Genomic DNA, 12203 nt, shown 5'->3' on the forward strand with positions numbered 1-12203 from the left:
TCTCGGTGAGGGGCATGGGGCAGAATCGACGGCATGACCGATTCCGACGGCAAGCCCCGCCAGGGTTCCGCCGCCCCCGACGGGGATCCCGCGTACGCGGACCGCGTGTACCGCTCTGTCCCCGGTGTGATCTCCGGAGTGCTGCTGCTGGCCGTCGCCGGCTGGTTGATCGGCGACGCGGTGCTGAACGGGACGGGGAAGACGCCGTACGTCTCGCTCGCGGCGGTGCCGGTGTTCGCCTTCCCGGTGATCGCCTACACGCTGCGCCCGGCGGTGCTGGCGGACCGCAGCCGGCTGCTGGTGCGCAACCCGTGGCGGACCATCACCGCGCCGTGGGCCTCGGTGGACGCGCTGCGCGCGGGGTACTCGGTCGAGCTGCTGGCCGGGGGCAAGAAGTACCAGGTGTGGGCGGTGCCGGTGTCGCTGCGGCAGCGCAAGCGGGCGACCCGGGCCCAGCAGCGCGGCGGCGCCGAGCACGCCTCCCGGATGGGGATGGTGTTCGGCCGCCAGACCAACCCGGTGGTGCAGGGCTCGCCCGACCCGACCCGCGCCTGGTCCGACCAGGTGACCAACGTGCTCCAGGAGATGGCCGAGCGCAACGCCCGCCGCCCCGACGCGGCCGGCCCGGTCGAGGTGGCGTGGTGCTGGTGGGTGATCGCGCCGACGCTGGCCGGCCTGGCCGCGCTGATCACGGTGATCGCGGTCTGAGCCGAAGCACGCGAGGGGCCCGCCGGTACGCGACCGGCGGGCCCCTTCTCGTACGGGCCGGCGTCAGACGGCGATGCCCGCGGCCTCGGCCAGGTCGCGCTTGATCGCTTCGAGCAGCTCGGCGGCCCGCTCGCGGGTGGCGCCGAGGTCGGCGGCGGTGGCGACCGGGAGGACGACCTCCAGGTAGCACTTGAGCTTGGGCTCGGTGCCGGACGGGCGGACCACGATGCGGGCCGAGCGGACGGCCTCGCCGGCCAGGTAGTAGCGCAGGCCGTCGGTGGGCGGCAGCTCGGCGGAGCCGGCCGACAGGTCGTCCGCGCGGGTGATCCGTAGGCCGGCCAGGACGGTCGGCGGCTGCTCGCGCAGCCGGCGCATGGCGTCGGCGATCAGCGAGAGGTCCTGGACGCGGACGGACAGCTGGTCGGTGGCGTGCAGGCCGTGCTCCAGCGCCAGGTCGTCCAGCAGGTCGGTCAGGGTGCGGCCGGACGTCTTGAGGGTGGCGGCCAGTTCGGCGACCAGCAGGGCGGCGGTGATGCCGTCCTTGTCCCGGACGCCCTGCGGGTCGACGCAGTAGCCGAGCGCCTCCTCGTAGCCGTAGCGCAGGCCCTCGGCGCGGGAGAGCCACTTGAAGCCGGTCAGCGTCTCGGCGTAGCCCAGGCCGGCGGCCTCGGCGATCCGGCCCAGCAGGGTGGCGGAGACGATGGTGGTGGCGAAGACGCCCTCGGCCTTCTTGGCGACCAGGGCCGCGCCGAGCAGCGCGCCGACCTCGTCGCCGCGCAGCATCCGCCAGCCGGAGGTGCCGTTGCCGCTGCCGGCCGCGTTGGCGAGGGCCGGGACGGCCACCGCGCAGCGGTCGGCGTCCGGGTCGTTGGCGATCACGATGTCGGGGCCGACGGAGGCGGCGGTGCGGAAGGCGAGGTCCATCGCCCCCGGCTCCTCCGGGTTGGGGAAGGCCACGGTCGGGAAGTCCGGGTCGGGCTCGGCCTGCTCGGCGACGACGGTGGGCGCCGGGAAGCCGGCCCGGCGGAAGGCGGCGACCAGGGTGTCGCGGCCGACGCCGTGCATCGGGGTGTAGACGACGTCGAGGTTGCGCGGGCTGTGCTCGTCGACGATCGAGACGGCCCGGGCCAGGTAGGCCTCGATGACGTCCTCGCCGAGCACCTCCCAGCCGTCCTCGGCGCGCGGGACGTCGTGGAGCGAGTCGATCGCGTCGATCTCGGCGGCGATCCCGGCGTCGGCCGGTGGGACGATCTGCGAGCCGTCGCCCAGGTAGACCTTGTAGCCGTTGTCCTGCGGCGGGTTGTGGCTGGCGGTCACGGTGACGCCGGCGGCCGCGCCCAGGTGGCGGACGGCGAAGGCGAGCACCGGGGTCGGCAGCGGGCGCGGCAGCAGCGCGGCGCGCAGGCCGGCGCCGACCACCACGGCGGCGGTGTCCCGGGCGAAGTCGTAGGACTTGTGGCGGGCGTCGTAGCCGATCACGACCAGGTCGCCCAGGTTCTGCTGCTTGACGTAGGCGACCAGGCCGGCGGCGGCCCGGATCACCACGGCGCGGTTCATCCGCATCGGGCCCGCGCCCAGTTCGCCGCGCAGGCCGGCGGTGCCGAACTGGAGCCGGTCGGCGAAGCGCTCGGCGAGGTCCGCCCAGGCGAGCTTGCCGTCCGTCTCGGCCGCCGGGTCCTCGGCCCGGGCGAGCAGGGCCGTCAGCTCCTCGCGGGTCTGCGGGTCGGGGTCCTCGGCCAGCCAGGTTCGGGCCCGGGCGAGGAGGTCGGTGGTGGTTGCCTGCGTCATGGCTGCCTGCTCCATCGGGAAGTGCGTCGGTTGGTAGGCCGGAGGGTTCCGCAAAGAAGGGGGGTGCACATGCGGACGGGGCCCGCGGGGCGTGATCAACGGATCACGGCCGCCCGAGGGCCCCGTCGCTCATGATTGTGCGCCAGCCGGGCGTCAGATCCGCTCAAGGACCTTCGCGAGCAGCTCGCCCATGCGCTCGGCGGAGGCCTTGCCGGCCTCCAGCACCTCGGCGTGGTTGAGCGGCTCGCCGGTGATGCCGGCGGCCAGGTTGGTGACCAGCGAGATGCCGAGCACCTCGGAGCCGGCCTCGCGGGCGGCGATGGCCTCCAGGGTGGTGGACATGCCGACCAGCTCGCCACCGATCACCCGGGCCATGTTGACCTCGGCCGGGGTCTCGTAGTGCGGGCCGCGGAACTGGACGTAGACGGCCTCGTCCAGGCTCGGGTCGACCTCGCGGCAGAGCGCGCGCAGGCGCTTGGAGTACAGGTCGGTGAGGTCGACGAAGTTGGCGCCGACGATCGGGGAGTCCGCGGTCAGGTTGATGTGGTCGCTGATCAGGACCGGCTGGCCGGGGACCCAGCCCTCGCGCAGACCGCCGCAGCCGTTGGTCAGCACGATGATGCCGCAGCCGGCCGCGGCGGCGGTGCGCACGCCGTGGACGACGGTGGCCACGCCGTGGCCCTCGTAGTAGTGGTTGCGGCCGAGGAAGATCAGGGCGCGCTTGTCGCCGATCTTCACCGAGCGGATCGTGCCGGCGTGGCCGGCGACGGCGGGGGCGGGGAAGCCCGGGAGCTCGGTGACCGGGAACTCGGCCACGGTCTCGCCCAGGGCGTCGGCGGCCGGCACCCAGCCGGAGCCCATCACCAGGGCGACGTCGTGCCGCTCGGCACCGGTCAGCTCGCGCAGGCGCTCGGCGGCGGCCTGGGCGGCGGCGTAGGGGTCGGCGGAGACGACCGACTGAGGAGATGCGTTCACGGCTCCGAGGATAGACGGGTTTCGGCTACGCGCGTAGAAAATCCGGCGCGGCATGCCGGATCGTTACCCGGTTGACCCGAAAGCACAGCTCGGTGGCGCTTTTCGGGTGACGCCGCTCGTCGGTACGTACAAATCGGTGCGAGGTCGGCGCGCGCCCGGCCCGCAGGCGGTGCGGGCCGGGCGCCGGGCCCCGGTTCAGAGCCGTTTCGCGCTGCGCAGCCCCTTCGCGTACAGGCCGTTGTCGTCCAGTCGCGCGGTGCCGCCCTTGTCGCCGAAGGTCGGGCCGTCCGCCTCCTCCCGGCTGGAGATGTACCGGGGGTGGCCGTCGGTGTCCAGGCCCAGGTAGATGCCGGTGTGGTCGAGCCGGGCGCCGGTGCGGGCGTCGATCTCGAAGAACACCAGGTCGCCGGGCTGGAGCGGGTCGATCGAGGCCGGTCGCAGGGTGGTGTCGGAGCCCGGCGCGGTGGTCAGCGGCAGCACCGGGACGCCCGGGCCGACCCGGGCCAGGCCGTTGGCGCTGCGCGGCAGGCCGGGGCCGGCCACGTCCTTGGAGAGCAGCGGGTAGCCGGAGCGGTAGCCGTAGACCATCCGGACGTACCCGGAGCAGTCGAAGGCGCCGTACCGCGTCCTGTCCGGCTGCTTGGCCACCTTGTCGGCGAACGTGTACGGAACGCCGAGGTAGTCGAGGAAGTCGGTCTGCTCCAGCCGCAGGTCGTTGCCCACCGAACCGTTCGGGTTGAGCGGGCCGAAGGAGGCGTCGCCCTTGAACCGCACGCCCTTGGCGTCCTTCTCCGGCGCCGCGCCGGCCAGGTACTGGGTGGCCACCGCCAGCACGTCGTCCGCGGTGGAGCCGAGCGACTGCTGGAACCAGGTGCGGAACCAGCCCTCCTGCTCGGCGCCCGGCCGCCACGGCTGCGGCATCAGCCGGACCCAGGTGTCGGTCACCACGGTGGCCGTGGTGGTGCCCGGCTCGGCGAAGGTGCGGCTCGAGCCGGCCAGGACGGCGGTGCGGGCGCTGTCGGTCAGGGTGGCGACCACGCCGCCGCGGGCGTCCCGGACCACCGTGCGGTCGGGTCCGCCCAGCCGCTCGTAGCGGTACTCGGCGGCGGTGCCCTGGGCGGGGCCGGGCACGGCGGTGGTGGTGATCAGCGGTGCGCCGCCGCCCTGGTCCGACGGCCGGTCGTGGCCGCGGTCGCGCAGCTGGACGGTGAGGTAGCCGCTGGCGGCCAGCAGGGCCACGGCGAGGCCGCCGCTGAGCAGGGACTTTCGGGTGACGGGCATCGGGGTCTTCCTGGGGGTTCCTGCGGGGATTCCGGGCGGGGGTTCCTGAACGGGGGGATCAGGTGCCGGGCAGGGCGCCGAGCAGGACGCCGGCGGTGAGCACCACGTAGTTGGCGAGCGTCACCGTGCTGGTGGCCATCAGGGTGGCCGCCCGGGGCTGGCGGACCAGCTGGTAGGCGATCAGGCCGGGGACGATGAACCCGAGCGTCTGGTTGGCGTACAGGGTGGGCAGTTCGCGCTGGAGGACCAGCATCACGGTGGCCTGCAGCAGCACGCCGATCAGCACCACGGCGGCGAACAGCCGCTTGCCGTACAGGATCACCAGCTTCTGGACGACCCGGGTGGCGAGGTAGGTCAGCACCGTCACGCCGATCACGATGGCCACCCGCTGGAGGTCCTCGACCAGGGTGAGGGCCAGCCAGCCGGGGGTGATCATGCCGCCGGGGGAGAGGTTGGTGGTCAGGTAGCAGACGAGCGAGAAGACCAGGCCGAGCGCGATGCCGATGGCGGCGATCTCGGGGGTGAGCTCGGTGGGGATCACTGCTGGTCTCCGTGGTGGGGGGTGTGGTGGTGGGGCTCGAACCAGGAGTCGGGGAGCGGTTCGGGGTGGTGGACGGGCCGGTACGCGGAGTCGTAGACCGGCTCGGGGTAGAGCGGTTCGGGCTCGTGGTACGGGAGTTCGGGGGCGTCGGGCGCGTCCGGGGCCTCGTCGGGGGCGAGCCGGGCCAGCTCCTCCAGGAACAGTTCGCCCTGGCCGTGGATGTTGCCGACGGCCACCAGCGAGGAGTCCGGCCCGAGTTCGGCCAGCAGGTCGGCGGTGAGCCGGGCCGGGTCGCGCTTGTCGCCGCCGAGGTCGACCACCCGGCCGGACCACCCGGCCGGGATGCCGTCCCGGGCGCTCCTGGTGGGGTGGCCGATCAGGAACACGGCGTCCGGGTCGAGGTCGGGCACGATCTGGCCCATCTGGCCGTTGCGCTCCACCCGGTCCGGGCGGCAGTTGATCACCACGTTGAGCGGGCGGTGGATCGCGCCCAGGCCCTCCAGCTGGCGGACGTTCATCAGCGTGGACTCGGGGTCGTTGGCGGCGAAGACGTTGGCGAAGCGCAGCCGCTTGCCGTCCTCGGTGCGGTAGCGCTCGACCGACAGCACGCCCGGGTCCGGCGGGGCCGCCCACATGCCGCGCAGCGCGGTCCGCCGCTCCACGCCGAGGAGTTCGGCGACGGCCAGGGCGATCGCCACGTTCTCCTTGAAGGTGAACCAGCTGAACCCGCGCAGCTCCTCGTCGGTGACCGACTCCGGGTCCACCACGATCAGTTCGCAGTCGCGCCGGGCCGCCTCCGCGCGCAGGATGTGCGCGCGCTCCTGCTCGGCGGTGACGCACACCCCGCCGACCGGCATCGAGCGGGACAGCGAGCGGGCGACGTCGTCCAGGGTCGGGCCCATCTCGGCGAGGTGGTCCTCGCGGACGTTGCACAGCACGCCGATGGTGGAGCGGATCAGCTTGGTCTGGTTGACCTCCTGGAGCGCCGGCATGACGGCCATGCACTCGATCACCAGGGCGTCCGGCCGGTAGGTGGCGGCGCGGCGGACGATGCCGATCTGCTCGACCACGTTGGCGATGCCGAACTTGCGGTAGACCGGCTCCTCGGTGGCGTCCGGGTGGATGAACCGGGCCGCCGTGCCGGTGGTCTTGGCGACCGTCACCAGGCCGCCGCCGCGCAGCGCGCCCGCGCAGAGCCGGGTGATCGAGCTCTTGCCGCGGATGCCGTTGACCAGCACCCGGGTCGGGATCTGTTCCAGCGCGGCGAAGTGCCGGCGCTGCTCGACGATGCCGGCCACCAGCAGCACGGCGCAGCACACCAGCAGCACGACGTAGAGGAAGAGCACGGGAGGTCCTTCGGGCGGGGCTCAGCGGGCGTGCGCGGGCACGGGGGCGGACTCGGGGGCGGCGGTGCGGCGGGGGCGGGCCGGCTCCTGGCGGACCAGTTCCTGGCGGATCAGCTCCAGGCTCCGGGCGACGGCGCCGACCTCGTCGTGGTGGACGGGGTAGAGCACCGTCCGGCGGTCCCCGGCGGCCAGCGCCTCGGCGCTCGCCGCGAGCCGGCGCAGCGGCAGGCCGACCGCGATGAACAGCCAGCCGAGGCAGAGCGCGGCCGCGGCCAGGCCGAGCATGCCGGCCAGCACGGTCCGCCGGTCGGCCCGGTTCTCGTCCAGGTGCAGCCACGCCACCGGGTGGGCGGTGACCACCGACCAGCCCAGCTTGGCCACGCTGCCGTTGCCGCCGAGCGGGGCGGCGGCGAACAGCGCCGGGTCGCCGCCGCCGCGCAGCACCTCGGCGGCGGCCGACTTCTTCGCCTGGGCCAGCAGGGCCCTGGCGCGGCCCTCGGGCAGCTCGCCGAAGGAGCTGTAGCCCTCGTTGGCGGCGAGCACCCGCTGCCGGTCGTCGACCAGCCAGACCCGGCCGAGGCCGGGGCGGACCAGCAGCCCGCTGAGGAAGTCCGTCTTGAACTCGCCGATCAGCACGGGCCCCGGCGGCTCGGCGGCACCCTCCGCCTCCGCGTCGGCGGGGGCGGCGGTGAGGGCCGCGCGGGCGGCGATCCGGGGCTCCCGGCCGGAACTGTTGAGCAGCAGCACGCCGCTCGCGCCGAGGGCCTGCGGGCCGGTGCGGTGCGGGGTGTCGCCGGCGCGCGCGAGGACCTCGCCGTTCGCGCCGAGGACGTACAGCGCGCGGTAGCGGTCGTGCTCGGCGAGGGTGGCGCGCAGCAGGGCGTCGGCCTTGCCGACGGAGGCGCCGGCGAGTTCGGGGGCGAGCGAACGCAGGTCCGCGTAGCCCTCGTTGAGTGCCTGGCGGATCCGGTCGGCGGCGGTGTCGGTGCGGTCGCGCTGGCCCGCCACCACCTGGGTGGGGACCCGTACGGTCGGGTCGTTGCCGCCCAGGAACAGCAGCGGGCCGGACCAGCCGAGCACCAGGACGGCGCACAGCGCCAGCGGCAGCGCGGTGCCGGGGCGGCGCTTCGGCGCGGCGGGGGCCGGCGGGCGGGCCGGGTCGAGGAGTTGCAGCCGCAGCTCCTCCAGGGCGCGGGCGATCCGGCCGGCCTCCCTCCGTTTCGGGCCGCGGACCGGTACGTCGAGCCGTTCGCCGCGGGTGAGCCGGCGGGACTCCAGGAACAGCCGCAGCAGCGGCCGCTGGAGGCTGCGGCTCAGGTACCACGCGAGCAGCAGGGCCAGGGCGAGCAGCGCGCCGGCGGCGGCCAGGCCGAGCGCGGGGTGGCGCAGGCTGCCGGGCTTGCCGTCGACGGTGCTGGTGGAGACCACGGTCAGGCCGAGCGGGGCGGCCAGGTCGTGCCCGCCCGCGGTGCCGACGGCGGCGTAGCCGGCGACCCGGCGCACGCCCTTGGCGTCCGGGCTGCCGGACAGGCTGCCGGCGGCCGTCCCGCCGGGGGCCGGGCGTTCGCGGGCGGCGCGCTCCCGGGCACCGGCGACCACGGCGCGGTCGGCCTCGGCGCCGAGTTCGGCGCCGGTGCTGTCCAGGACGGCGCCGGCGGCGTCGAGGACCTGGATGGTCTGCTCCTTGCGGGTCGCGATGCCGGGCAGCCGCAGGTTGTCGGAGGCGACCAGCAGGGCGCGGCCGTCGGCCTTGGTGGCGACCAGGGCGAAGGTGAGCAGCCGGGTGCCGGTGGTGGAGGGCACCAGGACGGGCGCGGGCGCGGTGTCGGTGACCCGGCTGAGGTCGAGGCCGGCCAGCGGCACCGTCTCGCCGCGGGCGGCGAGCAGCCGGCCGGTGTCGGGGCGGACCACCGCCGTGCCGCGCCACTTGTGGTACGCCTGGCCGAGCGCGGACAGCACCGCGGCCGGCTCGGCGGGCGCGGCGTCGTAGCGGGCGGCGGCCCGGCGCAGGTCGGTGGCGCTCTCGTGCAGCCCGGCGCGCAGCGAGGCCGCGGTGTCCTGGGCGGCGTACTGGTGGGACTCCCGGACGGCCTGCGGGGTGTCGTCGACGCGCAGCCCGCCGACGGCGAGCGCGGTGATGGCGGCGACGGCGAGCAGCAGCACCAGCAGCAGCGCGATGGGCGGGCGGATGCCTCCCAGCAGCGGCATGTCGGCCCGGCGGCGATAGCGGTGCTGCCGCGGCGGGTTGGGTGCCGTGCTCACGGGGCCTCGTTCTTCTCGGGGCTCGGCGCACCTGTCCCCGGGAGGTCCGCCGGCCTTCTCGTCGGTCAAGCGCTGATCAAGAATTGGTCAAGCCGGAACAGCGTACGAAGGAGATTTCGAAAAGTTGTCACGTTCCGGTGTCGATCGGGTGCCGCTTCGGGATCTCTTTCCGCGAACCGGGCGTGGTGCACGGCTCCCGGCGGCCCCCGGCGGCCCCCGGCGGGCGGCACGGTAGGTTCGACGGCCATGGAGACTCGGGGTTCGCGACGCCCGTTGCCGCTGGCGGCAGCGGTGCTGCTGGTGCTGGCGGCGCTCGCGGCGGTGCTGACGCTGGCCGTGCGCGGATCCGACGGGCGGCCGTCGGCGGCGGGCACTGCGGCGGGCCGGAGCGGACCGACCGGGCCCGCCCCGGTGGACCTGGCGGCCCTGGTCGACGGGTACACCGCCGGGTTCACCCCGGGCGGCCCGTACACCGTGCCGGACGCCGGGCAGCGCCGGGCGATCGCCGACGGCGTGCTCGGCGCGCTGGACGGGCAGGCCGAGCAGGCCGGGCGCTCGCTGGCGCGGGTCGGCTACCGGCTCACCGAGTTCACCGAGGCGGCGACCGGCCGCCGGGTGGCGGAGATCGCCGACGGCGCGGACGCCGGGGGCCGCGGCTGGGGCCGGGTCTACCTGGACCTCTCGGCCCGGGCGGGCTGGTCCGTGCAGGTGCCCCACCCGGTCTCGGACGCCCGCACCGAGGCGCTCGGGGTGGACCTCTTCCGGGCCGAGCCGGGCGGGGTGCTGGTGCTCGCCGGGGCGCACCGCCGGGCCGGGGCGGACGGCGCCTCGGACGTCGCGCACCGCGCCGACACGGTCTTCGCGGCGGTGGTCGAGGCGCTCACCGGGCGCGGCCTGCCCGGCATCCAGGTGCACGGCTTCGACGAGGGCAGCCTGCCCGGGCAGGACGCGGTGGTCTCCAGCGGCGCCGGCCAGCCGGGCCCGGCCGCCGAGCTGACCGCCGCCGGGCTGGGCCGGGCCGGGTACGCGGCCTGCCGGGCCTGGCGGGAGAAGTGCGGGCAGCTCGGGGGCACCACCAACGTCGAGGGCCGGTTCGCGGCCGGGCTCGGCGTGCCGTGGCTGCACGTCGAGCTGGGCAACGGGCTGCGCACCGAGCCGGCCCGCCGCGCGGTGGTGGCCGGGGTGCTGGCGCAGACGGCCCGCGGCTGGGCTGCGGGCCAGGGCTAGCGGGCCCGCGGGGCCAAGGGGCTAGCAGGGGCGGCGGCGCAGGTCCATCACGTAGTCGTGCGGGGCGCCGGCGCTCTCCGCGGCGTCGGCGACCAGGCCGAGGTAGCGGGCCGCGGGCAGGCCGCCCTCGTAGTCGTTGAGCACGTACGTCCAGACCGGGGTGTCGCCGTCCAGGGTCTGCGCACGCAGTTTGATCTTGCGGTAGATGCCGAGCTGGACGCCCTCCCAGCGGTCCAGGCCCTCCTCGTCCATCGGCGCGACGTCGTACAGCGAGACGAAGACCTGGTCCTTGCCGTCCTCGACGACGGTGGCCAACGAGCCCTCCCAGCCGAGCTGTTCACCGCCGAAGGTGAGCCGCCAGCCGTCCAGCCACCCGGTGCCGCGCAGGGGTGAGTGCGGGGCGCGGCGGGTCATCTGCCGTGCATCGAGGTTGGTGGCATACGCGGCGTAAAGGGGCATGGGGGGAAGACTAGCCCGGCCGATGGACGGTCCGTGGCGACTGGGCGATCGCACAGAAGCCCGGACCCCGGCGTGGCGGCGCTCCCGGCGTGCGGGACAATGGTGCACGTGACTCGGATCGTGATCATCGGTGGCGGACCCGGCGGCTACGAGGCTGCGCTGGTGGCCGCGCAGCTCGGCGCGGAGGTGACCGTCGTCGACCGCGACGGTCTGGGCGGATCGGCGGTGCTCACCGACTGCGTGCCGTCGAAGACCCTGATCGCGACCGCGGAGGTGATGACCACCTTCGACAGCTCGTACGAGGAGCTGGGCATCACCGTCGCGCAGGACGAGGCCGCGGACGCGGCCAAGGTCATCGGCGTGGACCTGGGCAAGGTCAACCGCCGTGTGAAGCGACTGGCGATCGCGCAGTCCCACGACATCACCCAGTCGGTCACCCGGGCCGGGGTCACCGTGCTGCGCGGCCGCGGCCGGCTCGGCGGCGGCGGGCAGGCGGTGGACGGCTCCCGCGAGGTGCTGGTGGACGCGCCGGACGGCACCGTCCAGTCGCTGCGCGCCGACGCGGTGCTGATCGCCACCGGCGCCCACCCCCGCGAGCTGCCGGACGCCCAGCCGGACGGCGAGCGGATCCTCACCTGGACCCAGGTGTACGACCTGGAGGAGCTGCCCCGCGAGCTGATCGTGGTCGGCTCCGGCGTGACCGGCGCCGAGTTCGCGGGTGCCTACCAGGCGCTCGGCTCCAAGGTCACCCTGGTCTCCAGCCGTGACCGGGTGCTGCCGGGCGAGGACCCGGACGCCGCCGAGGTGCTGGAGGACGTCTTCCGCCGCCGCGGCATGAACGTGATGGGCCGCTCGCGCGCCGAGAGCGTCAAGCGGATCGGCGACCGGGTCGAGGTGGCCCTCGCCGACGGCAAGGTGATCGAGGGCTCGCACTGCCTGATGGCGGTCGGCTCGATCCCCAACACCGCGGAGATGGGCCTGGAGGAGGCCGGGGTCAAGCTCAACGACTGGGGCCAGATCCAGGTCGACCGGGTCTCCCGCACCAGCGCCCCGGGCGTCTACGCGGCCGGCGACTGCACCGGCGTCTTCATGCTCGCCTCGGTGGCGGCCATGCAGGGCCGGATCGCGATGTACCACGCGCTCGGCGACGCGGTGCAGCCGCTGAACCTGAAGACCGTCGCCTCCAACGTCTTCACCGACCCGGAGATCGCCACCGTCGGCTACACCGCGGCCGACGTGGAGTGCGGCAAGATGGACGCGGTCGTGGTCAAGCTGCCGCTGCGCGGCAACCCGCGGGCGAAGATGCAGGGCATCCGGGACGGCTTCGTGAAGCTGTTCTGCCGCCCGGGCACCGGCATCGTGGTGGGCGGCGTGGTCGTCGCCCCGCGGGCCAGCGAGCTCATCCACCCGATCGCGCTCGCGGTGGACGCCAATCTGACCGTCGAACAGGTGGCCAGCGCCTTCACCGTCTACCCGTCGGTCTCCGGCTCGACCGCCGAGGCCGCCCGGCAGCTGCACATCCGCAAGCGGGTCGAGGGCGAATCCTGAACCTCCGGCGCACAGTTGAGGGCGGCTGCCGATCGGTGGCCGCCCTTCGCGCAGGAGTGATCGTCACC

The 12203-nt window shown here is 74.8% G+C and carries 10 protein-coding genes; 3 read left to right on the forward strand and 7 right to left on the reverse strand.

The genetic code is table 11. The features are described from left to right. Positions 1–33: 33 nt before the first annotated feature. Entirely contained in the window at positions 34–708 is a 675-nt protein-coding gene (locus OG556_RS21445; protein ID WP_371518518.1) for a PH domain-containing protein, read from the forward strand. Positions 709–771: 63 nt separating this feature from the next. On the opposite strand, the gene OG556_RS21450 is transcribed toward OG556_RS21445, so the two are convergent. The 6 genes from OG556_RS21450 to OG556_RS21475 all read right to left on the reverse strand — a co-directional run bounded on the left by OG556_RS21450 (position 772) and on the right by OG556_RS21475 (position 8901). Next, a complete protein-coding gene (locus tag OG556_RS21450) occupies positions 772–2496 on the reverse strand; it encodes a phospho-sugar mutase (RefSeq protein ID WP_371518519.1) in 1725 nt (574 codons plus the stop codon). A gap of 153 nt (positions 2497–2649) precedes the next feature. Next, a complete protein-coding gene (locus OG556_RS21455) occupies positions 2650–3471 on the reverse strand; it encodes a purine-nucleoside phosphorylase (protein ID WP_350877297.1) in 822 nt (273 codons plus the stop codon). Between the two features lie 195 nt (positions 3472–3666). Continuing rightward, the gene (locus OG556_RS21460; RefSeq protein ID WP_371518520.1) at positions 3667–4752 is read right to left on the reverse strand and encodes an NlpC/P60 family protein; all 1086 of its coding nucleotides are present in this window, start codon (positions 4750–4752) and stop codon (positions 3667–3669) included. A 58-nt stretch (positions 4753–4810) separates the two neighbouring features. Further along, complete coding sequence (locus tag OG556_RS21465; protein ID WP_063349074.1) at positions 4811–5293, reverse strand: poly-gamma-glutamate biosynthesis protein PgsC/CapC; 483 nt, start codon at positions 5291–5293, stop codon at positions 4811–4813. Further along, positions 5290–6639 (reverse strand): poly-gamma-glutamate synthase PgsB, encoded by a 1350-nt coding sequence (gene pgsB / locus OG556_RS21470; protein WP_371518521.1) that lies wholly within the window; start codon positions 6637–6639, stop codon positions 5290–5292. Before pgsB ends, OG556_RS21465 begins: the two co-directional genes overlap by 4 nt. A 21-nt stretch (positions 6640–6660) precedes the next feature. Then, positions 6661–8901 (reverse strand): HAMP domain-containing protein, encoded by a 2241-nt coding sequence (locus OG556_RS21475; RefSeq protein WP_371518522.1) that lies wholly within the window; start codon positions 8899–8901, stop codon positions 6661–6663. A gap of 246 nt (positions 8902–9147) precedes the next feature. Here OG556_RS21475 and OG556_RS21480 point away from each other — a divergent pair, with 246 nt between their 5' ends. Further along, positions 9148–10128 carry a hypothetical protein gene (locus OG556_RS21480; RefSeq protein WP_371518524.1) on the forward strand — a complete coding sequence of 327 codons (981 nt, stop codon included), beginning with the start codon at positions 9148–9150 and terminating at the stop codon, positions 10126–10128. Positions 10129–10149: 21 nt separating this feature from the next. Here the strand turns inward: OG556_RS21480 and OG556_RS21485 are convergent, their stop codons facing one another. Further along, the gene (locus tag OG556_RS21485; RefSeq protein WP_063349076.1) at positions 10150–10587 is read right to left on the reverse strand and encodes a gamma-glutamylcyclotransferase; all 438 of its coding nucleotides are present in this window, start codon (positions 10585–10587) and stop codon (positions 10150–10152) included. A gap of 99 nt (positions 10588–10686) precedes the next feature. Here OG556_RS21485 and OG556_RS21490 point away from each other — a divergent pair, with 99 nt between their 5' ends. Beyond that, the gene (locus OG556_RS21490; RefSeq protein WP_371518526.1) at positions 10687–12135 is read left to right on the forward strand and encodes an NAD(P)H-quinone dehydrogenase; all 1449 of its coding nucleotides are present in this window, start codon (positions 10687–10689) and stop codon (positions 12133–12135) included. The last annotated feature ends 68 nt before the right edge of the window (positions 12136–12203 follow it).

This window comes from Kitasatospora sp. NBC_01300 (genome assembly GCF_041435235.1).
Lineage (GTDB): Bacteria > Actinomycetota > Actinomycetes > Streptomycetales > Streptomycetaceae > Kitasatospora.

Bases quoted from the DNA above. Each gene is read 5' to 3' on its own strand.
- OG556_RS21445 (WP_371518518.1), top strand. From the start codon at position 34: ATGACCGATTCCGACGGCAAGCCCCGCCAGGGTTCCGCCGCCCCCGAC.
- OG556_RS21450 (WP_371518519.1), bottom strand. From the start codon at position 2,496: ATGACGCAGGCAACCACCACCGACCTCCTCGCCCGGGCCCGAACCTGG.
- OG556_RS21460 (WP_371518520.1), bottom strand. From the start codon at position 4,752: ATGCCCGTCACCCGAAAGTCCCTGCTCAGCGGCGGCCTCGCCGTGGCC.
- OG556_RS21480 (WP_371518524.1), top strand. From the start codon at position 9,148: ATGGAGACTCGGGGTTCGCGACGCCCGTTGCCGCTGGCGGCAGCGGTG.
- OG556_RS21485 (WP_063349076.1), bottom strand. From the start codon at position 10,587: ATGCCCCTTTACGCCGCGTATGCCACCAACCTCGATGCACGGCAGATG.
- OG556_RS21490 (WP_371518526.1), top strand. From the start codon at position 10,687: ATGGTGCACGTGACTCGGATCGTGATCATCGGTGGCGGACCCGGCGGC.